The sequence below is a fragment of the Pseudomonas cucumis genome, from assembly GCF_030687935.1.
GTDB lineage: Bacteria > Pseudomonadota > Gammaproteobacteria > Pseudomonadales > Pseudomonadaceae > Aquipseudomonas > Aquipseudomonas cucumis.
Genome location: NZ_CP117454.1, coordinates 1,315,012 through 1,335,210 on the forward strand (window position 1 = coordinate 1,315,012; position 20,199 = coordinate 1,335,210).

23 protein-coding genes are annotated in these 20,199 nt (G+C 58.6%); 6 read left to right on the forward strand and 17 right to left on the reverse strand.

The window, feature by feature from the left end; genetic code table 11:
- Positions 1 to 11: 11 nt before the first annotated feature.
- A complete protein-coding gene (locus PSH97_RS05805) occupies positions 12 to 1,571 on the reverse strand; it encodes an AmpG family muropeptide MFS transporter (RefSeq protein WP_305448448.1) in 1,560 nt (519 codons plus the stop codon).
- A gap of 44 nt (positions 1,572 to 1,615) precedes the next feature.
- Complete coding sequence (locus PSH97_RS05810) at positions 1,616 to 2,032, reverse strand: MGMT family protein (RefSeq protein WP_407682167.1); 417 nt, start codon at positions 2,030 to 2,032, stop codon at positions 1,616 to 1,618.
- Positions 2,033 to 2,136: 104 nt separating this feature from the next.
- Between PSH97_RS05810 and PSH97_RS05815 the strand changes: the two genes are divergently transcribed.
- Entirely contained in the window at positions 2,137 to 3,144 is a 1,008-nt protein-coding gene (locus PSH97_RS05815; protein WP_305448450.1) for a DUF481 domain-containing protein, read from the forward strand.
- 164 nt (positions 3,145 to 3,308) lie between these two features.
- On the opposite strand, the gene PSH97_RS05820 is transcribed toward PSH97_RS05815, so the two are convergent.
- Positions 3,309 to 3,518: a cold-shock protein gene (locus tag PSH97_RS05820; protein ID WP_002554837.1), complete on the reverse strand. Its 210-nt coding sequence runs from the start codon at positions 3,516 to 3,518 to the stop codon at positions 3,309 to 3,311.
- 354 nt (positions 3,519 to 3,872) lie between these two features.
- Here PSH97_RS05820 and dcd point away from each other — a divergent pair, with 354 nt between their 5' ends.
- Together dcd and PSH97_RS05830 are read left to right on the forward strand one after the other, a co-directional pair.
- Positions 3,873 to 4,439, forward strand: coding sequence for a dCTP deaminase (gene dcd / locus PSH97_RS05825; RefSeq protein WP_007904652.1), 567 nt, complete (start codon positions 3,873 to 3,875; stop codon positions 4,437 to 4,439).
- Positions 4,440 to 4,546: 107 nt separating this feature from the next.
- The gene (locus PSH97_RS05830; RefSeq protein WP_253419370.1) at positions 4,547 to 4,753 is read left to right on the forward strand and encodes a hypothetical protein; all 207 of its coding nucleotides are present in this window, start codon (positions 4,547 to 4,549) and stop codon (positions 4,751 to 4,753) included.
- Positions 4,754 to 4,859: 106 nt separating this feature from the next.
- On the opposite strand, the gene PSH97_RS05835 is transcribed toward PSH97_RS05830, so the two are convergent.
- The 10 genes from PSH97_RS05835 to PSH97_RS05880 form a co-directional block, all read right to left on the reverse strand.
- The gene (locus PSH97_RS05835; RefSeq protein WP_305448451.1) at positions 4,860 to 5,624 is read right to left on the reverse strand and encodes an ABC transporter ATP-binding protein; all 765 of its coding nucleotides are present in this window, start codon (positions 5,622 to 5,624) and stop codon (positions 4,860 to 4,862) included.
- A 13-nt stretch (positions 5,625 to 5,637) separates the two neighbouring features.
- Positions 5,638 to 6,756 carry a succinylglutamate desuccinylase/aspartoacylase family protein gene (locus PSH97_RS05840; RefSeq protein ID WP_305448452.1) on the reverse strand — a complete coding sequence of 373 codons (1,119 nt, stop codon included), beginning with the start codon at positions 6,754 to 6,756 and terminating at the stop codon, positions 5,638 to 5,640.
- Between the two features lie 12 nt (positions 6,757 to 6,768).
- Positions 6,769 to 7,479 (reverse strand): ABC transporter permease, encoded by a 711-nt coding sequence (locus PSH97_RS05845; RefSeq protein ID WP_305448453.1) that lies wholly within the window; start codon positions 7,477 to 7,479, stop codon positions 6,769 to 6,771.
- Entirely contained in the window at positions 7,476 to 8,204 is a 729-nt protein-coding gene (locus tag PSH97_RS05850; RefSeq protein ID WP_305448454.1) for an ABC transporter permease, read from the reverse strand. The genes PSH97_RS05845 and PSH97_RS05850 overlap by 4 nt, the downstream gene beginning before the upstream one ends.
- A 56-nt stretch (positions 8,205 to 8,260) precedes the next feature.
- A complete protein-coding gene (locus PSH97_RS05855) occupies positions 8,261 to 9,043 on the reverse strand; it encodes a transporter substrate-binding domain-containing protein (protein ID WP_030131304.1) in 783 nt (260 codons plus the stop codon).
- 409 nt (positions 9,044 to 9,452) lie between these two features.
- Entirely contained in the window at positions 9,453 to 11,141 is a 1,689-nt protein-coding gene (locus PSH97_RS05860; protein WP_305448455.1) for an ATP-dependent DNA ligase, read from the reverse strand.
- Entirely contained in the window at positions 11,138 to 12,169 is a 1,032-nt protein-coding gene (locus PSH97_RS05865) for a ligase-associated DNA damage response exonuclease (protein WP_305448456.1), read from the reverse strand. The genes PSH97_RS05860 and PSH97_RS05865 overlap by 4 nt, the downstream gene beginning before the upstream one ends.
- 192 nt (positions 12,170 to 12,361) lie before the next feature.
- Positions 12,362 to 14,812 carry a penicillin acylase family protein gene (locus PSH97_RS05870; protein WP_305448457.1) on the reverse strand — a complete coding sequence of 817 codons (2,451 nt, stop codon included), beginning with the start codon at positions 14,810 to 14,812 and terminating at the stop codon, positions 12,362 to 12,364.
- Between the two features lie 219 nt (positions 14,813 to 15,031).
- Entirely contained in the window at positions 15,032 to 15,676 is a 645-nt protein-coding gene (locus PSH97_RS05875; protein WP_305448458.1) for a glutathione binding-like protein, read from the reverse strand.
- A gap of 27 nt (positions 15,677 to 15,703) precedes the next feature.
- Entirely contained in the window at positions 15,704 to 15,976 is a 273-nt protein-coding gene (locus tag PSH97_RS05880; RefSeq protein ID WP_305449891.1) for a hypothetical protein, read from the reverse strand.
- On the opposite strand from PSH97_RS05880, the gene PSH97_RS05885 reads away from it, so the two are divergent.
- Positions 15,875 to 16,381 (forward strand): cysteine hydrolase family protein, encoded by a 507-nt coding sequence (locus PSH97_RS05885; protein ID WP_305449752.1) that lies wholly within the window; start codon positions 15,875 to 15,877, stop codon positions 16,379 to 16,381. The two genes, PSH97_RS05880 and PSH97_RS05885, sit on opposite strands and share 102 nt — an antisense overlap.
- Positions 16,382 to 16,581: 200 nt before the next feature.
- Here PSH97_RS05885 and PSH97_RS05890 read toward each other — a convergent pair whose 3' ends face one another.
- From PSH97_RS05890 to PSH97_RS05905, 4 genes are all read right to left on the reverse strand, one after another.
- Positions 16,582 to 16,791, reverse strand: a complete 210-nt coding sequence (locus PSH97_RS05890; RefSeq protein ID WP_007906737.1) for an SEC-C metal-binding domain-containing protein — start codon at positions 16,789 to 16,791, stop codon at positions 16,582 to 16,584.
- Positions 16,792 to 16,796: 5 nt separating this feature from the next.
- Complete coding sequence (locus PSH97_RS05895) at positions 16,797 to 17,282, reverse strand: LEA type 2 family protein (RefSeq protein WP_305448459.1); 486 nt, start codon at positions 17,280 to 17,282, stop codon at positions 16,797 to 16,799.
- Positions 17,283 to 17,392: 110 nt separating this feature from the next.
- Complete coding sequence (locus PSH97_RS05900; protein ID WP_305448460.1) at positions 17,393 to 17,869, reverse strand: YchJ family protein; 477 nt, start codon at positions 17,867 to 17,869, stop codon at positions 17,393 to 17,395.
- Positions 17,870 to 17,873: 4 nt separating this feature from the next.
- Entirely contained in the window at positions 17,874 to 18,371 is a 498-nt protein-coding gene (locus PSH97_RS05905; protein ID WP_305448461.1) for a DUF6231 family protein, read from the reverse strand.
- Positions 18,372 to 18,573: 202 nt separating this feature from the next.
- Here PSH97_RS05905 and PSH97_RS05910 point away from each other — a divergent pair, with 202 nt between their 5' ends.
- Both PSH97_RS05910 and PSH97_RS05915 read left to right on the forward strand, forming a co-directional pair.
- A complete protein-coding gene (locus PSH97_RS05910) occupies positions 18,574 to 19,269 on the forward strand; it encodes an OmpA family protein (RefSeq protein ID WP_305448462.1) in 696 nt (231 codons plus the stop codon).
- 90 nt (positions 19,270 to 19,359) lie between these two features.
- On the forward strand, positions 19,360 to 20,073 hold the full coding sequence (locus tag PSH97_RS05915) for an OmpA family protein (protein ID WP_305448463.1): 714 nt from the start codon (positions 19,360 to 19,362) through the stop codon (positions 20,071 to 20,073).
- Positions 20,074 to 20,199 lie beyond the last annotated feature (126 nt).

The following is a 20,199-nucleotide window of genomic DNA, read 5'->3' on the forward strand; positions in this document are numbered from 1 at the left end:
GCGTAAAGAGCCTACGATTCTTCCGCGACCTGGGTTGGAACCGGTTCCGGCGTCGGTGTCGGACCGGCTCTGCGGTTTTCCTGGAACCAGTGCAAGGCGATCAACAACAAGGTCGGAACGCCCAGCAGGGCGGTGATCAGGAAGAAGTTGTGATAACCGAATTTCTCCACCATGACTCCTGAGTAACCGCCGATCAGGCGGGGCAGCAAGAGCATGATCGAGCTGAGCAGGGCGTACTGGGTGGCGGAGAATTTGAGATTGGTCAGGCTCGACAGGTAAGCGACAAATGCCGAAGTCGCCAGGCCCGAGCTGAAGTTATCCAGTGAGATGGTGGCGATCAGCATCTGCAGATCGGCACCCATATCCGCAAGCATCAGGAACAGCAGGTTGGTGCCAGCCGATGCAACGCCGCCAATGAACAGGATAGGCAGGATGCCGAAGCGCACGATCAACAGGCCGCCCATGCCGGCGCCGACCAACGTCATGATCAGGCCGAATATCTTGCTGATGCTGGCAATCTGATCCTTGGTGAACCCTTGGTCGATGTAGAACACGTTGGCCATCACGCCCATGACCGTATCGGACATTCGATAGGTGGCGATCAGCCCGAGCAGCAGCAGGGCTTGCCAACGGTAACGCAGAATAAAGTCGTTGACAGGGGTAAGCACCGGGGCCAGGCCACGGCGGCCCATGGCCGACAAGCACAGGCCGGTCAGCGTGATATAGAGGATCGCCCGCAGGAACGCGCGGTCTTCGAGCAGCAGGTCGAGCACGCTGGCGCCTTCGAACAATACGCTGGCGAAGTCAGTGTTGTAGAGCTGGGTGAACAAGGCCGGTACGGACACCAGCAGCACGATCAGCACGAACACCGATGCCAGTTGGTGTACGAAGCTGTAGCGTCCGGCCTGCAATTGAGTACGTAGAGGTACCGGCGGCTCGCGCATGAACAGGGAGGTCAGCAGCGCCGGGATCATCAAGACGCCGAACAGCACGTAGGTGCCTGTCCACGCCGCATGCTTATAGTTGAAACCAGTGGAGCCGAAGCCCTCGGCGAAGAACAGCGCGCCGGCCGTCGCCAGCAGGGCCGCGACCCGATAGCCGGCCATATAGCTGGCTGCCAACGCGGCCTGACGGCTTTCGTCGGCGATTTCCAGGCGATAGGCATCGACGGCGATGTCTTGCGTCGCCGAGGCAAAGGCGACGACCACGGCGATGGCGATCAGCCAGGACAGGTGTTTTTGCGGATCGCAGAAGCCCATGCCGATCAGGCCAAGGATTACGAGTGCCTGGGCCAGCACCAGCCAGGAGCGTCGTCGACCGAGCTTGCCAAGAAATGGCAGGCGCCATTGGTCGAGCAGCGGGGACCAGACCCATTTAAAGGCGTAGGCCAGGCCGATCAGGCTTGCGTAGCCGATGGTTTCGCGAGCAACACCGGCCTCGCGCAGCCAGACTGAAAGCGTCGAAAACACCAGCATGTAGGGCAGGCCGGCGGCGAAACCAAGCAGCAACAGCACGAGCGTCGAGGGGCTGGCATAGGCGGCGAGCGCGGCGCGCCAGGTTTTACGGGGCATGGGCTGGAGTCTGCCTCAAGAAATACGAAAACAAAGCGCGCACTCTAACCGCTGTGCTCTACCGGGCGCCACCCATGACGCTGAATATCAACACGATTGTTCAGGACACTGATGTCTTCCATGCGCAATCGGGCCCGTTGTTCATCCCCTGACGGGCTGCCCACGGGCAGGCTGATCCGACCGCCGGCACCCAGTACCCGGTGCCAAGGTAGTTTGGTGTCGCCGGGCAATTGGCTCAGTGTTCGTCCGACCCAACGGGCAGCCCGACCTAGTCCCGCCAGCTCGGCGAGCTGGCCGTAGCTTACGACTTTGCCCTTGGGTACTTGCGCCAGGGTCAAGTAGAGCGCCGTGCGTCGGATTTGCGCCGCGCTTTCGGTTTCTGCGTTTGAGTCGATCACGTCCCGGGCTTCCTGAAAAAATGCGCAATTGACCGTCTGTAGAGTAAATCCTGAATTGCCCATTGAGAAATGAACTCAATAGAAATAGTCGGGTCAGTCCTTGTCAGGGCCTTATTCATGAGGATAATGCCGACTTTTTTTCGCAAAGTTGAGCTTTCGATTCGCTTATGTTGTCCAGAACCTTGCTGTGCCTCGCTGTCGCCAGTGCTTCCACTCCTTTGCTCGCCGATACCGTCTGGTTGAAGAACGGTGACAAGTTGAGCGGCAAAATCACCGTCTTTGATGGAGGCAAACTGTTGATTCAGACCGAGTACGCTGGCGCGGTCCCGATCGACTGGAAACAGGTCAAAACCCTGGAAAGTGATCAGCAACTGTTGGTCAAACAGGATGCCTACACCGGTGAGAAGGCCAAGGCGCTGCACGCGGCAGAGGATGGCAAAGTCACCCTGGCCAATGGCGATGGCCCCAAGACCGTGGAACTGGCCAGTATCCAGCAGATGCTCAAGCCCAAACCGGTGGTTGAGGATTTGGTGTGGAAAGGTAATGTCGACATGGCGCTGGATTATCAGCGTGCGGAAAAAGATACTGATGATTATGACGTTGGTTTCAAAACCACCGCACGTCATGGTCGGTGGCGTCATACGGCGGAAGGTGAGTACAACCGCGAGTTCCAGGATGACGTCGTCACCACTGATAACTGGCGTGCCGAATATTCTCTCGACCGATTCCTCACCGAGAAGTGGTTCTGGCAGGGGCGTGTGAATTACAAGCGAGACCAGGTCGAAGAGCTCGCTCGTCAGCGCACCATCGGTACCGGCCCCGGTTATCAGTTCTGGGATAACGAACTGGGCGCCTTCTCCCTGGGCTCGCTCCTGAACAACACGGACTATGAGTATTCCAACGGCAACAAGGAAAACTTCTACTCCTTGGCGATGAAGTGGGACTACAACCGTTACCTGGTCGGCAAGAAGGTCGAGTTCTTCACCAACGGTGAGGTCGGCAAGCCGCTGTCGGGCGTAGCGGATTACGCCCTTGATGCCGAAGTCGGCCTGCGCTACAAAGTCACCGATTGGGCGTCGTTGAACCTGAAGGCCGAGAAAGACATCATCAGTGGTAGCGATGAGGCTGACCTGAGCAAGACCCGTTACACCGCAGGGTTTGGCGTGACCTGGTAACACTGAAAGATCAAAAGATCGCAGCCTTCGGCAGCTCCTACGCAGGATTGAGGTACACCCTGTAGGAGCTGTCGAAGGCTGCGATCTTTTTTGTCATGCAAAACACACGGGCACAAAAAAGCCCCGCTTTTAAGGGCGGGGCTTTTTACTAAAGCAGTTACAAGTTAGATAACTTGAACTTCTTCAGCTTGCATGCCTTTCTGACCGCGGGTAGCGATGAAAGAAACCTGTTGGCCTTCTTTCAGGCTTTTGAAGCCGTCGGATTGGATAGCTTTGAAGTGAACGAACAGGTCGTCACCGGATTGTGGAGTGATGAAGCCGAAGCCTTTTTCATCGTTGAACCACTTAACGGTACCGGTTTGGCGATTAGACATGGTGTAACTCCTTGAACAAAGATAACTGCGACGCAGGAAGAACCCTGGCCGAGACTGAGTGCAAAGAGCAGGAAAAATTCTTGTAGATGGTTGGATCGAAATTCAACATATCGTGTAGAGATTCTCAGTGACACAAGCAGCACAGTGGCGCCACCTTAACCCTTTTTCCGGAACGTGCCAATGGTTCTTGCGAAGGTTTCTCTGTTTTCATGACTGACGGTGCATCGAATGGCGGTGAAGGCCCAGGATTCACGGGCGATCGGCGAGAATTGTTTCCCGGACTTTGAACCCGGAGCGCCTGCCCGGTAAGATGCCGGACAGAATTTTTCCACCTCGCTATTCAGGACACCCGCCATGAGCATCAAATCGGACAAGTGGATTCGCCGCATGGCGCAAGAGCACGGCATGATCGAGCCCTTCGTCGAGCGCCAGGTGCGCGGCAGCGACGATAGCCGTGTGATCTCCTACGGCGTGTCCAGCTACGGCTACGATGTGCGTTGCACCAATCACTTCAAGGTGTTTACCAACATCAATTCGGCGATCGTCGACCCGAAAAACTTCGATGCTGGCAGCTTCGTCGATATCCACAGCGACGTGTGCATCATTCCGCCGAACTCCTTCGCTCTGGCCAGCACCGTCGAATACTTCCGCATCCCGCGTAACGTATTGACCATTTGCCTGGGTAAAAGCACCTACGCGCGTTGCGGCATCATCGTCAACGTCACGCCGCTCGAGCCTGAGTGGGAAGGTCACGTGACCCTGGAGTTCTCCAACACCACCAATCTGCCGGCGAAAATCTACGCGAACGAAGGCGTGGCGCAGATGTTGTTCCTTGAGTCGGACGAAGAGTGCGAAGTCTCCTACAAGGACCGTGGCGGCAAGTATCAGGGCCAGCGTGGCGTGACCCTGCCGCGTACCTGAGTCAGCCGTCTGACAAACCGTTGGAATTCCTGAGCGGGCGTACACTCTATGGAATGTACTGCTCCGATTCGCGCAAGGCGGATCGGGCCATCGCTCAGGAGTGCTTCATGAAGATCGATCCACGAATAAGTGCCGAACTGGCAAGGCTTGAGCCCAATCAGGTTGGCGTGCTGGCCTGGTCCTTGTTGGCACATCCGCCCGTCATGGCAGGGGGCATCCCTACTCAGCCTGATCCCGACACGCCCAACGAAGAGCCACAAGAACCCGGAGAGCCCACTGTGCCGGACAAGCCACCGCCCGCGCCTGTGGCCTGAGGTCTGACAAAAACTGGCTTGCGATCAAATCTCGCAACCCACAAAAAATCGCAAGCTTCGCCAGCTCCTACAGTGATCTGTAGAGGTGAGCGAAACCTGCGTTTTTTTATTTCAGATTGCCGCTCAAGAATTGCTTCAAGCGCTCACTCTTCGGGTTACCCAGCACTTCTTCCGGCGCGCCTTCTTCCTCCACCAGCCCCTGATGCAGGAACAGCACCTGGCTCGATACCTTGCGGGCGAAGCTCATTTCGTGGGTGACCATGATCATGGTCCGGCCTTCTTCGGCCAGGCCCTGGATGACCTTGAGCACTTCGCCCACCAGTTCCGGGTCCAGCGCGGAGGTCGGTTCGTCGAACAGCATGACTTCCGGTTCCATGGCCAGTGCGCGGGCAATGGCTACCCGTTGTTGCTGGCCGCCCGAAAGAAACGCCGGGTACTGATCTGCCACGCGTTCCGCCAGGCCAACCTTGTCGAGGTAACGTCGGGCACGGTCTTCGGCCTCTTTCTTGCTGCAACCGAGTACCCGGCGCGGGGCCATGGTGATGTTTTCCAGCACCGTCATGTGACTCCACAGGTTGAAGTGCTGGAACACCATGGCCAGGCGGGTGCGGATCCGCTGCAATTCATCTGCATCGGCCACGTGCAGGCCGTGGCGATCCTTGATCATGCGGATGTTCTGGCCGTCCAGGCTCATGGCGCCGTCGTTGGGTTGTTCGAGAAAGTTGATGCAGCGCAAAAAGGTGCTTTTGCCCGAGCCGCTGGCGCCGATCAGGCTGATGACGTCGCCGGTTTTGGCCTTGAGCGAAACGCCTTTGAGCACCTGATGATCGCCATAGCTTTTATGCAGGCCTTCAATGGTCAGTTTGTACATGGGGCATGCATCCTCAAGGCGAAAGTAGGTAGCCGCTGCGATAGGCTTCGGTGCCCGCGACGTGGGCGATCACCATGCCGGCAGTGGCCATGCGCCGCAGCGAACGGGCGTACATCAGCCCGGCGGCAGTGCAATGAACAGGGGTGACGCGATCATTGATCGGGTCGATCACTTCGGCAATCAGTTGCCCGGCCTCCAGGTATTCCCCGGGCAGGGCCGTGAACACCAGAAGCCCGCCCACCGGTGTCGCCACCGGTTCAACGCCGGCCAGTGGTGTGGCCGGGTAGGGCAGTTCCGGTAATGGCGCCGGCTCACCGGCAATCGCGCCGAAATGAATCAGATAATCGATCAGCGCCTGGCTGTCCAGGCTGGCCAGCGGGTGATTGACGTCACCCTGGCCGCGCAATTCGACGGTGACTGAAAAACTGCCCAGCGGAATCTCGAATTGCTCGCCGAAGCGCTCTTTCAACTGCCACCAGAGCAGGGTGAAACATTCATCGAACGATTGGCCGCCAGAGTCGGTGGCCAGCAGGCTGGCTTCGGAACCGATGTAGCGCGCCAGCGGCTCGACCTGCGGCCAGGCCTCGGGCGTGGTGTAAAGGTGCGCCACGGCTTCGAAGTCGCAATGCAGATCCAGCACCATGTCTGCATCGCAGGCGAGCCGTTGCAGGGTCAGACGTTGGGATTGCAGTTGAGTGCCTGCGGTCTGCCGCGCCAACGCTTTTCGCAGGCAGCCGCGGATCAATTCAAGGTTGCGTTGCGGATCATCGCCGAGCAAGCCTTCGATTTCGTTGCCGACTTCTTCACTTAAATCGACAAACCAGCGATTGAAGTTCTGCCCGCTTTCCAGCTCGTAGCGGCCCAGTGGAACGTCCATCAACACCTGTTCCAGGCCGACCGGGTTGGCCACGGGCACCAGTACGATTTCGCTACGCAGCCGGCCGGCGGCTTCCAGCTCCGCCAGACGTTGCTTGAGGTGCCAGGCCACCAACATGCCGGGCAATTCATCGGCATGCAGGGAGGACTGGATGTAAATCTTGCCTTTGGCCGACGGCGAGCCGAAGTGGAAGCTGTGAATCTGTCGCACGGTCCCCGGCAGCGGGGCCAGCAGGTCATGAATCTGGTGGCGCATGTACGAGTTGTCCTAGTGAGTCGGCCCGAGGAAGGCCAGCCATCGGCGTTCGGCGAGGCGAAACAGGCCGACCAGCGCAAAGGTAACGGTCAGGTAGATCAGCGCGGCGATGCCGAACGACTGGAATGTCAGGAAGGTCGCCGAGTTCGCATCACGAGCGACTTTCAATACATCCGGGATAGTCGCGGTGAATGCCACGGTGGTCGAGTGCAGCATCAGAATCACTTCGTTGCTGTAATAAGGCAACGAGCGACGCAGGGCCGACGGCATGATCACGTAGGCATAGAGCTTCCAGCCTGTCAGACCGTAGGCCTTGGCGGCTTCGACTTCACCGTGGGCCATGCTGCGAATCGCTCCGGCGAAGATTTCCGTGGTGTAGGCGCAGGTGTTCAGGGCGAAGGCCAGGATCGTGCAGTTCATCGCATCGCGAAAGAACGCATCAAGGATTGGCTGGGCACGCACGGCGGCCAGGCTGTAGATGCCGGTGTAACAGATCAGCAGCTGTATATAGAGCGGCGTACCCCGAAACAGATAAGTGTAGAACTGCACCGGCCAGCGGACGTAGAACTTGGGCGAAACCCTGGCGATGGACAGCGGGATCGACACCACAAAACCGATGAAGATCGACGCGCTGAGCAGCCACATGGTCATGGCCAGGCCAGTGACGTTGTAGCCGTCGGTATAAAGGAAGGCTCTCCAGTATTCCTGCAAGAGTTCGATCATCGTACGGCCTCCCGGGAACCGGCGGCGTAGCGGCGTTCGAGCCAGCGCAGGACGACATTGGAGGCACTGGTGATCAGCAGGTAAATCAATGCGGCAAGCACCAGGAAGTAGAACAGTTGATAAGTGCTTTTACCGGCGTCCTGCGCGGCCTTGACCAGGTCGGCGAGGCCGATGATCGAGACCAGCGCGGTGGCCTTGAGCATCACCATCCAGTTGTTACCGATACCCGGCAGGGCGAAGCGCATCATTTGCGGGAACACCACGATACGAAAACGCTGACCGCGTTTGAGGCCATAGGCAGTGGCGGCTTCGACCTGGCCCCGCGGTACGGCGAGGATCGCTCCGCGAAACGTTTCAGTGAAGTACGCGCCATAAATGAAGCCCAGGGTGATGACCCCGGCGCTGAACGGGTTGATCTCGATGTATTCCCATTCCATGAAATCGGTAAACGAGGTCAGCCAGGTTTGCAGGCTGTAGAAGATCAGCAGCATCAGTACCAGGTCGGGCACCCCGCGAATCAGCGTGGTGTAGAGCTGAGCCGGTACACGCACCAGTTTGACTTTTGACAGCTTGGCACTGGCACCGAGCAGACCGAGCAATACGGCCAACAAAAGTGACAACACCGATAATTTGATGGTCATCCAGGTGCCTTCCATCAGCAACGGACCGAAGCCCTTGAGGCTGAAGGCAGAAAGCCCCAGGCTTTGTAATAGGTTTTCGAACATAAATCAGCAACCTGATCGGGTAAAAAAAGCGCCCATCGCGAGATGGGCGCCGGGCATTATTTGCCGCTGTACAGATTCAGATCGCCAAAGTGTTTCTTCTGAATGGTGGCGTAGGTGCCATCGTCGTGTAACGCTTTGATACCTTTATTCAAAAGCTCTTTGAGGTCTTTGTTACCTTTAGAGATACCGATAGCTGTTTTCGACGGCAGCAATTCGCTGTCGACCGGCTTGCTGACTTCGTAGCCTTCGCCTTTTGGAGACTTCAAGAAGCCCAGTTCGGCTTGCAGCATGTCCTGGATTGCCGCGTCGAGGCGACCGGACATCAGGTCCGAATACACCTGATCCTGGTTCTGATAGGCCTGGGTTTTCACGCCAGCCTTGTCCAGCACGGCCTTGGCGTAGGCTTCCTGGATGGTGCCTTGCTCATAGCCGACGGTCTTGCCCTTCAGCGAAGCGACATCTTCGCTCAGGCCGGAACCTTTTTTGAATACATAAGCGGTTGGGCCGGAAAACAGCTCGTCGGAGAAGTCGATGACTTTTTCGCGGGCTGGGGTGACGGTCATCGAAGAGATCACACCGTCGAATTTATTGGCTTTCAAGCCTGGAATCATGCCGTCGAAATCGCTTTCGACCCATTTGCACTTGACCTTCAGCTCGGCGCAGATCGCATTGCCCAGATCGATGTCGAAGCCTACCAGGCTGCCGTCGGCTGCTTTGGATTCGAACGGGGCGTAAGAAGGGTCAACGCCAAAACGCAACTCTTTGTATTCCTTGGCCAGCGCGGAGCCGGCAGCCATGCACAACGCCAGTGCAGAAAGGGTCAGCAATGCTTTTTTCATTATTCAATCCCTAAGAACCAATATGAGCGCTTGTGGCGCAGAAGTACTGTTACTGGAAAGCGTCAGACCTATTAAAAGTAGCAATTTCCGAACCAGAGTCCCGAACAAGCGTTTAAAAGGTAATACAAGAAGTGGCAAAGCGCGATCTGCGCACGAAAACGGGCATCGCCAGATTACTGCGCCAGGGTGGTGCGCAGGGGGCTTGCCCGTTGTAGCAGCTGTCGAGCCTGCGAGGCTGCGTTCGGCTGCGCAGCAGTCGTGAAACCGCCTGACAAGGTCTGCCTGACGCACCGCAACTTCTGATTTGACGACTGCTGCGCAGCCGAACGCAGCCTCGCAGGCTCGACAGCTGCTACAGCCGAACGCAGGCTTCGCCAGCTGCTACAAAGATCAGCCCACAGAAATCAGCTCAGGCGAGCAAATCCTGCAACGTCGCCAAGCTGTCAGCTTCTTCCACCGACTTGTCCTGTCGCCAACGCAACATCCTCGGAAACCGCACAGCAATCCCGCTCTTGTGTCGTTTCGACAGGGCAATGCCCTCGAACCCCAGCTCAAACACCAGGGTCGGCTTCACGCTACTCACCGGTCCGAACTTTTCCACCGTGGTCTTGCGCACGATGCTGTCGACTTGACGCATTTCTTCGTCAGTCAACCCGGAGTAGGCCTTGGCGAAAGGCACCAGCGTTCGCTCGCGGGCAGAGGGTGGGCCGTCCCACACAGCGAAGGTGTAATCAGTGTAGAGACTGGCCCGGCGGCCATGGCCCTGCTGGGCATAGATCAGCACCGCATCGACACTGAACGGATCGACTTTCCATTTCCACCACACGCCCATGTCCTTGGTCCGCCCGACGCCATACAGCGCATCGCGGGCCTTGAGCATCATGCCTTCGACGCCTAATTTTCGGGAGGCCTCTCGTTGGCGGGCGAGGTCGAACCAGTCTTCACCGGTCAGCACGGGCGAGCTCAGTAACACCGGGTTTGCGCAGGTGAGGATGAGTTGTTCCAGTTGAGTACGGCGCGTGACTTGAGTCTGGTTACGCCAATCCTCTCCCTGCCATTCCAGTAAGTCGTAGGCCTGGATGACCACGGGCACCTCATCGAGGATTTTCTTGCTCAGCGTTCTACGGCCGATCCGCTGTTGCAACAGGGCGAAGGGCTGCACAGCGGATGACGACGGCGCTTGCGGGTCGAAGGTATCGTTGATGCCCGGTTGTGCAGCTTTCCAGGCGACGATTTCACCGTCGATCACCGTGCCATCGGGCAAACAGTGAACCAGGCTGTCCAGTTCGGGGAAATGTTCACTTACCAGCTCTTCACCTCGTGACCAGATCCACAAGCGCCCATCGCGCTTGACCACTTGAGTGCGGATGCCGTCCCATTTCCATTCCACTTGCCAATGACTGGCCGGTCCGAGCAGGGCTTCAAACCGCTCGACCGGGTGCGATAACGCATGGGCGAGGAAAAACGGGTACGGCTGGCCACCCCGTTGGGCATGCTCATTGGGTGATTCGGGGGCGATCAGCTTCAGGTAACTGGCGGCGCTTGGTCGGTTAGATAGATCGGTGTAACCCACCAGCCGCTGGGCCACGCGTTTGCTGTCGAGCCCGGCCATCGCCGCCAAGGCGCGGGTGACCAGCAATTTGGAGACTCCGACACGGAAACTGCCGGTGATCAGTTTGATGCACAGCATCAGACTCTGACGATCCAGTTGTGCCCACAGGGCCGGCAAGCATTCGGCGAGGGTCTGCGGGGTGGCGTTACGCAGCGGCAGCAGTTTGTCTTCAATCCACACCGCCAACCCGTCGGTAGAGGTGTGGAGCGTTTCGGGCAGCACCAGTGAAATGGTTTCCGCCAGATCACCGACAGCCTGATAGCTTTCTTCGAACAACCAGGGAGAGAGCCCGGAAAACGCTGTAGCCATTTCCCGCAGCATTCGTACCGGCACCAATTGCCGAGGTCGTCCACCGGACAGAAAGTACACCGCCCAGGCGGCATCTTCAGGCGCGGCTTGGGCGAAATAGTTCTGCATTGCCGTCAGTTTGGCGTTGCTCGAGGTGGTGGCATCGAGTTCGGCATACAAGTCGGCGAAGGCTTTCATGCCAGCACCTCGGCACCCTCGGGTTCGAGGATTGTGGTGTCTTCATCATCGCCGTATTCGGTGCTGAAACTCATGGCATCGAGCCCTAGTTCGCGTAGATGGCGCACCAGTACCCCGATCGATCCATGGGTGACGATCACTCGCTCGGCTCCGGTTTGTTTGATGGCCCAGAGCAGGCCGGGCCAGTCAGCGTGATCGGACAGCACGAAACCGCGGTCCACACCGCGCCGCCGCCGTGTACCGCGCAAGCGCATCCAGCCGCTGGCGAATCCATCGCTGTAATCACCGAAACGCCGTACCCAAGAGCTGGCACCCGCCGAAGGCGGCGCGAGGACCAAGGCCTTGCGCATCATCGGGTCATGCTTTTTAACTTCACTGGCATAGATCGTTGGCGGTAAATAAACGCCGCTCTCGCGATAAATCCGATTGATGGGTTCAACCGCGCCATGTACCAGAACGGGGCCGAGGCTGGCATCGATGCCGTGGAGAATCCGCTGAGCCTTGCCGAAGGAATAGCAGAACAGCATGCTGGCCTTGTCAGCATTAGCATTGGCCCGCCACCACTGATTGATCTCGGCAAAGATCTGCGCCTGGGGTTGCCAGCGGTAAATCGGCAGACCGAACGTCGATTCCGTGATGAACGTGTGGCAGCGCACCGGTTCGAACGGCGCACAGGTGCCGTCGGGCTCGGTCTTGTAATCCCCCGAGGCGACCCAGACTTCCCCGCCGTATTCCAGGCGCACCTGGGCCGAGCCGAGCACATGGCCCGCGGGGTGAAAACTCAGTTTTACGCCGCGGTGCAGCAATGGCTCGCCATAGGGCAAGGTTTGCAGGTTGACGTCCTGGCCCAGACGCGCGCGCAGAATGCCTGCTCCCGGTGCTGCCGCCAGATAATGTTGATTGCCACGGCGAGCATGGTCGCCATGGGCGTGGGTGATGACCGACCGTTCGACCGCCTGCCATGGATCGATATAGAAATCCCCGAGCGGGCAGTACAAACCTTCAGGACGCGCGATAACAAGGTCCATATTGTTACCCAAATGGAGTGGCCTGCTAGCTAGGAGGTTTGCGCGAGACGAGAAGTTCTATTTATTTTCGGGGACGAATGGAGGTGTTGAACAGGCCGCTTTCGCAAGCAGGCTCGCTCCCACATTTAATCGGGTTCTCTCAGAAAGAATGCGATCAAATGTGGGGGCGAGCAGGTCCGGTCCCTCTCGGGGTTACTTGCCAGGCGTCAGGGTCAGCCGCGTCTTGCCATACACCTTGTCAAAGTTCTGCGGTTGCATCGGCAGGCTCATGTATTGCCCCTTGAGCCATGGATCGATGCTGTCGAGATAATGCGCGCTGGAGGGGTTGCCGGATTGGCCGGTAGCGTTCTGGCCCATCAGCGGTTCGGCCTGGCCGAAATCGACGATAAAGCGCATGGCCGGCGCCAGCGTGGTGTTGAAGTCCTGACCCCAGGTGAACGCGGCGGTGTTGAGTGTGCTGTGGTCGCCGCCGGCCGCCAGTGGACCGCGCACGGTCTGGCCGCTGGTGTTCTTCCACTCGTAGCGATGCAGTTTGCCCCACTGCCAGGCTTTGTGATCGCCACCCAACTGGCGGTCCCCCGCGCTGATCGCGGCCGCCAGGCTGCGGGCGAGGATCGCCGGTTTGTCTTCTTTCTGCGGGGTGCGCAGGTCGTCCCAGAACGGACTGTCCTCACGGCTCAGCAGATGATCGGCCTGAGCCGCGTAAGACAACTTGCCGTTGCCGATAAAAGCTTTCCACGCCGGGCTGCTTTCCGGGCCCAGTTCGTCGAGGAAAATCTGTTTAGTGCTTTCCTGCAGGAACAGTTCGTAGATCGCCGCGTCGGCGGAGGTCGGGCTGAGTTTGCCGTCGAAAGCCATCAAGCGCGTGTAAGCCTCGCGCGCCTTGCCGCGATCAGCCTCAGGCAGCGCTTCGATGGCCTGTTTGAGTGGCTGAGCCATGCCCGGCGCTTCAAACACCTTCTTCAGTTTGGCGGCGAAGGTGGTGGTCTGATCGTATTGCATGGCAATCACGCTGCGCGTGTCGTGCTTGCCCACGCCCGCCAGTTCGGCCATGCGTTCGCCGCGCTCCGGCGCCGACCAGGAATTGGACAGCTGCATGCCGTAGCCATGGGGAATGACCCGCTGGTTGGCGGTGCCGAGCCAGCCTTGAGCCGGGTCCTGGTCATACGGATGGAGCATCGGGTCGGCGTAACCGTCCCAGTCGTAGCGACCTTCCCAGCCCGGTGACGGCAGCAAGCCTTCACCTTCTCGACGGTTCGGGTAGCGACCGGTAACTTGCCAGCCAATATTGCTGGCATCGGCAAACACCAGATTCAGGGCGATGGCGCGTATTTCACGGCTGGCGTCCGAAGCTTTCTCGACGCTCTGCGCTCGGGACAGGTCGAAAAACGCGTCCAGGGTTTTGTCGTCGGTGAAGTTCGGCGTCTGCAAGGCCAGGCCGAAACCATTCGCCAACGCGGTGCCTTGGGCGCTGTTGAGCAGTGGCCCGTGACGGGTTTCGTACACCGCTTCGCGAATCGGCTTCTGGCCTTTGACGAAGTAGGTTTCGTTGCGCACGATCGCGGGCTGCCATTTGCCGCCCACTTCGTAGGAAAGGCCGTTGCCCTGGCGTTTGATTTTTTCCAGGAACAGGTCCTGGTTGTCGCCCATGACCGTGGTCATGCTCCACGCCACTTTCCCGTTGAAACCGCCAAGCACCATCGGTAACCCGGCAATGGTCACGCCAGAGGCCTGGTATTTCGGCGCGCGAATCTGCACGTAACTGAACAGCGCTGGCACGCCCAGCGACCCATGGCTGTCGCTGGCCAGCAGGCTTTTGCCGCTGCGGCTGCGTTGCGGGGCGATCGCCCAGTTGTTCGAAGACGTGGCGCCCAGCAGGTTCAGATCCGACAGTTGGCCGGTGGCTTTGCTGATTTCATTCAGCCCCGGGATTTGCCCGTTAAGCTTGATGCCCTGGAGTTTTTCCGCTTCTGCGACTGGCAGTTTTTCGTCGGGGGCGGACGGCGTGAGCCATGCCAGTTTGTCGGCGCTGACGGTCTGGGCCAGCATCAATGAGGAAATTTCTTCCGGCAGGTTTGCCGACTGGCTGAAGTTCAGCAGGCAGAAAATCAGCGCTGAATCTTCCGGTTTCCAGTATTCGGGCTTGTAGCCAGTGGCCGCGAGGTCTGCAGGCAGTTTGTCGCGGTAGCGGAACAGGTAGGCGTTGACCCCGCGGGCATAGACTTCGAAGAACCGCTTGAGGCGCGGCGAGGAGGCCTTGTACAGCTCACCCGCGCTTTTCTTCAGATTGACCGCACGCATGTAGCGGTCGGCATCGAGCAGGTCCGCACCGGACATCTCCGCCAGACGGCCCTGGGCCAGCAAGCGCAGAGTGACCATCTGGGTGATGCGGTCGCTGGCGTGCACGTAGCCGAGGGTGAACAGCGCATCGTGGAAGCTATTGCTCTCGATCAGCGGCATGCCCATGGCGTTGCGGCGAATCGAAACGTTCTGCGCCAGGCCCTTGAGCGGTTGCACGCCGGAGGTCGGTGGGAGGGTGTCTTGAGTGTTCCAGGTCTGACAACCGGTCAGGCTTAAAACACCGGCCACTGCTGCGGCAACGCCGAACCGGGGAAGAAAATGTGTGAGGGCTGGCGAGGCCATGGCAAAGCTCCTGCGGGGGTAGAGGCGCAATAAAGGCGCTACGTTAGTGAGCAGGAGGTGGCCGCGCAAGCGGCGGCGGTTTATTTCTTTATGGTGATCGTTCCCACGCTCTGCGTGGGAATGCAGCCCGTGACGCTCTGCGTCACATCTAGAGCCGAACGCGGAGCGTCCGTTGAGGCATTCCCACGCGGAGCATGGGAACGATCAGGGTGCGGTGCCTCAGGGTTTAGGCGGGTTGACCTTGCCCACCAGCGCATACGCCTTCACCGTCGCCGGGCGGTTCTGGATGTGATTGAACCAGCGCAGCACGTTGGGGAAGTCTTCCAGGTTCTGGCTCTGCCACTTGTGAGACACGATCCACGGGTAGATCGCCATGTCGGCAATGCTGTATTCGCCGCCAGCGACAAAGTCATTGTTGGCCAGTTGCTTGTCGAGCACCCCATACAGGCGGGCTGTTTCGTCGATGTAGCGTTTGATCGCGTAGGGGATTTTTTCCGGTGCGAACTGGCTGAAGTGATGATTCTGCCCAGCCATCGGCCCCAAGCCACCCATCTGCCAGAACAGCCATTGCAGTGTTTGCTGGCGCCCGCGTAGATCCTTGGGCAGGAACTTGCCGGTTTTCTCTGCCAGGTACAGCAGAATCGCCCCAGACTCGAACAGCGACAGCGCGGCGCCGCCATCGGCCGGCTCATGATCGACGATGGCCGGGATTTTGTTGTTCGGCGAGATCTTCAGGAACTCGGGTTTGAACTGGTCGTTCTGGCTGATGTTAATCGGATAAACGTTGTACGGCAGGCCGGCTTCTTCCAGGAATATCGAAATCTTGTGGCCGTTGGGGGTGGTCCAGTAATACAAGTCGATCATTAAGTACTCCATTTTCAAGAGACATCGTCAGGTACGGACAGCGACCGTCGGCATCAGGTCGTCCTGTTTGCGTTTGATGGCTTGCCAGTAGCAAGAGGTGATGCTGAAGTACGGGAAATTCAATGCCCCGGCAGGAGAAAAGTCGGCATGGAGCTCAAGACAAACGCGGCGCTGATCATCATCGATCAACAAAAAGGCATCCTTCATCCCAAACTGGGTCGTCGAAACAACCCTCGTGCCGAAGAGTGCATCCTGGAATTGTTGGGGCATTGGCGTCGAACCGGGCGGCCGGTGATTCATGTGCAGCACCTGTCCCGCTCAGAGGACTCAGTGTTCTGGCCGCAGCAGTCAGGGGTGGAATTTCAGGAGCGTTTTCAACCATCGATGGGTGAGTGGCTGATTCAGAAGCAGGTGCCGGATGCCTTTTGTTCGACGGGGCTGGAAGTGCGTTTGCGCGAGGCGGGGATCGATCAGTTGATCATCGTTGGCGTGGCGACCCACAACTCGGTCGAATCCACAGCGCGAACGGCTGGCAACCTGGGGTTTGAGGCGTGGGTTGTGGAGGATGCGTGCTTTACCTTCGATAAGGCGGATTTTTTTGGTAACGCCCATTCAGCCGAAGAAGTGCATGCTATGTCGCTGGGTAATTTGCATGGGGAGTATGCGACGGTCGTCAGTACCGCAAGAATTCTGCAGGCCGACTAAAAAAACTGTGGGAGCGGGCTTGCCCGCGATGAGGATCTAACTGAAACAGTTGTATTGAATGTTCCGACGTCATCGCGGGCAAGCCCGCTCCCACAGTAGATTTGTGTCGTACGCGTAATCCATGTACGACGATAACCCTGTGGGAGCGGGCTTGCTCGCGATAGCGATTCAACAGGCGAAAAAGATATCCGCCCGAAGCATCAAGCGCCGTGGCACTTCTTGAATTTCTTGCCATTGCCGCATGGGCAAGGATCGTTGCGGCCGACGTCTTTCAGGGCGTTGCGCACCGGCTCCTGGTGGGCGTGGCCGCAGTTCGGGCCGTGGACATGGCCATGGTCGTGATCATGGTGGTCGTGATGGTCATGATCGTGGTTGCAGTCAGGGCCATGGACATGAGGTTGCTGGGTCATCGGGGTTACTCCGGAATTAAATCGGCGGCGATTATCACGCCATTGCGCGCCAGGTGCACGTAGTGCGCGATGAATAAACCGGTTTCCAATTCACCTTCCAGACGATAGGGAATGGGTTGGTCGGGTTTTTTCAGCAGTTTCACCAGGTCCCGGACTTTGGGCCACAAGTTGGTGCGGATCGGCACTTTAAAATAGGCGCTGCGTTGGGGGCCGACCGTGAACCAGTGTTCGTGCTCACCTTCGGCTAGCAGTATGTCCCCCAGGTGAATGCGATATTCCAGGGCTCGCACCGTCAGATCCTGGTCATTGGGATTGTCGACGCGAAAATGCAGCAGGAACTTCTGCTCCAGTAATTTGGCCCGGACCACCTCGACCTTGACCAGATGCACCTGCGGCTCCGGCAGGTCGTTGCTGAACCACGACGCACAGCCGCCGAGCCCCAGAAACAGGAGCAGGGTGAGCAGCTGTAATGCGCGCCGTTGACGGGTCATGGTGAGGTATCTCCCTTGAGACCCAGTCTAGCCTTAAAAAGATCGCAGCCTTCGGCAGCGTCCACAGGCGGGAGCTGCCGAAGGCTGCGATCGTTGTGCTGTTGGTCAACTCAAGCGCTGAAATAACTCGCGCAACACTTCTTGAACTTCTGCCCACTGGCGCACGGGCACGCATCGTTGCGTCCGGCCTTGAGTGGTACGGTGGGGTCGATGAAATACCAGTGGCCGGCGTTCTGTACGAATGACGAACGTTCGCGGTGGCTGTGTTCGCCGCTGCTGTCGTGCCAGCGAGCGGTGAAGGTGACGAAAGCGTGCTCCGGCTGACCGCCGAAAACCTCGGCGCTTTCGACCTCCAGGCCCAGCCAAGTGCTTTGGGCGCTCCAGTCGCTGATCGACTGGCGGTCCAGGCCGGCCTGCTGTGCGGGCAGGGTGGTCGCCACCAGATAGTCGATCAGCCCCAGTACATAGGCGCTGTAGCGCGAACGCATCAAGACTTCGGCGCTGGGGGCGGGGTGGCCGGCGTGGTAATGGCCACAGCAGGCATCGAGCAGTGTGCCGCTACCGCAAGGGCAAATGGATGTACTCATTGCGTTACCACCAATATTTCCCGAAATTTTCCGGATTGGCCCAGAAGCGTGAGTTAAGCCAGTCGGGCACCTGTTTGTAGTCAAGCAGATCATAGGTAAACAGGGTCAGCACTTGATCGTCGCGCTGGAAGCGTTCGTTGGCTTGCAGTGCCAGGGAGAAAAAATCCGTCTCCAGCCAACCGCATGCCGACAAGTCGGCCAGCACCGCAATGCGACTGGCATTGAGGTTGCGTATCCCGCCGAGCAGGTTCAGGCCGTCGCGCTTGGGCAAGTGTTCGAGGCAATCGACCACCAGCGCCAGATCAAAACGTTGCGCTGCCAGTTCGGCAGGCAGTGGCCCGGGCGCAGCAAAAGCGACGATGCTGTCCGGGTGCGCGAGCTTGAATGCCTCAAGCGCGGGGAATTCGCTGGCACCTATAAGCAATAGACGCGTCGGGGCGTAACGATCAAGCAAAGCGGCCAACGCCTGCTGGGGCGTGCGCGAAGAAATACCTGCAATCATCGAAGATCCTCAATCAGAGTGCCAAGACTAGCCTGCCCCAACGTCCGGGCCTAGTGTTCCTGTCTCGCGCAATTAACCAAAAAGCAGCGATCCTCCCTGAACAGGAGGCAAAACAGCAGTGGCCTATTGCTGGCGGAGATTAAAACTCGGGTCTTTACTCCCTAGAATCGGTTTTAAGCCGATCCCTCAGGAGAAGAACTAGATGAGCATAATTCGGACAGCATTACCCTTGGTTCTGCTAACCAGTGTGTTGACTGGTTGTGCAGGTTTGCAGAAAACCGATTGGCCGACCTGTGCAGCGGTCGGTGGTGTCATCGGTGCCGGCCTCGGTGCAACTGAAAGCACGGCCTGGGCCGGCGGTGGTGCATTGTTTCTCGGTAGCATGGCTGCGGCTTACTGCTGGGTGCACGGCGATGGCGACGAAGACGGTGATGGCGTACCGGACAGCCGCGACAAGTGCCCGGGAACACCTAAAGGCGTGCGGGTCGATGCCGACGGCTGCCCTCCACCGGCGCCTGCGCCGGTGGTCGAAGAGACGGCGGTGGTCAAGGAAGAAGTCATCGTCATCCGTGATGTGCACTTCCAGTTCGACTCGGCCAAACTCACCCCTGCCGATAAAGACGTACTCAGCACCATTGCCACGCGCCTGAAACAGGAATCCTCCAGCGCCCAACTGACCGTGACCGGTCATACCGACAGCGTCGGCAGTGATGCCTACAACCAGAAACTGTCGGATAGACGCGCCCATTCGGTGGTGGAGTACCTGATTTCCCAAGGCGTGCCACGCAGCAGTTTCGTGTCTGTGACCGGTGCCGGTGAAAGCCAACCGGTGGCCGATAACAAAACCGCTGATGGCCGCGCGATGAACCGGCGCACGGAAATCAAAATCAACCGCTAAACCTCTCGCATTCCGCGGCTTGTACAGTCGCGGATGCGGGTCTTTACTCCTGTGTGACCGGTATGGGCCGGTGACACAGGAGCATTCACAATGAGCGTTCTCACAAGGACCGTCTTGCCGGTTCTGCTGCTTGGCAGTCTTCTGACCGGTTGTGCGACTCACAGCGATGGCACCGCCCCCCTCAATCAACGTACCTGGCCGATCTGCAGCGTCATTGGCGGACTGGTCGGCGGCGGTTTGGGCGCAATAGAAAGTAGTGCCTGGGCAGCGGGTGGCGCGGCGCTCGGGATTCTGACCGGTGGCCTGATCTGTTATGCCCAGGATGGCGATGAAGACGATGATGGCGTCTTCGATCGACGTGATCGTTGCCCCGATACGCCCGCCGATACGCCAGTCGAACATCACGGCTGCCCACTGCCGCAATACCCGGCCAGCGTGAAGCCTGTTGAACCTCCGGTATCCGAAGTCATCACCCTGAACGGCAACGTGCTGTTCGCTTACAACCAATCCGAGCTGATGCCCGAAGCGCGCAGTGAGCTGGATTCGCTGATGGTCAAATTGCAGAACACCGATGTGGTGAGTGTCAAAGTCGTCGGTCATACCGACAGCCAGGGTTCGGACGCCTATAACCAGAAACTGTCGGAACGTCGTGCCAGCAGCGTGGCGGCTTACCTGCTGAGTCAGGGGCTGGCGCCGAACAAACTCACCAGCGAAGGCCGGGGCGAAAGCCAGCCGGTGGCCGATAACGACACGGAAGAAGGGCGGGCACAAAACCGTCGTGTGGAATTGCACATCAATCGCTGAGCCCTGTGGTAGAGCCGTCGGACACCTATTCAGGTTGATCCGACGGCCAATTCGCGACCTTCGGGAAGAATTTTTTGTTGCCCTCTGGCTTATCCCGCGTGTAAGCCGTTACTGTGCGCGCAAAGA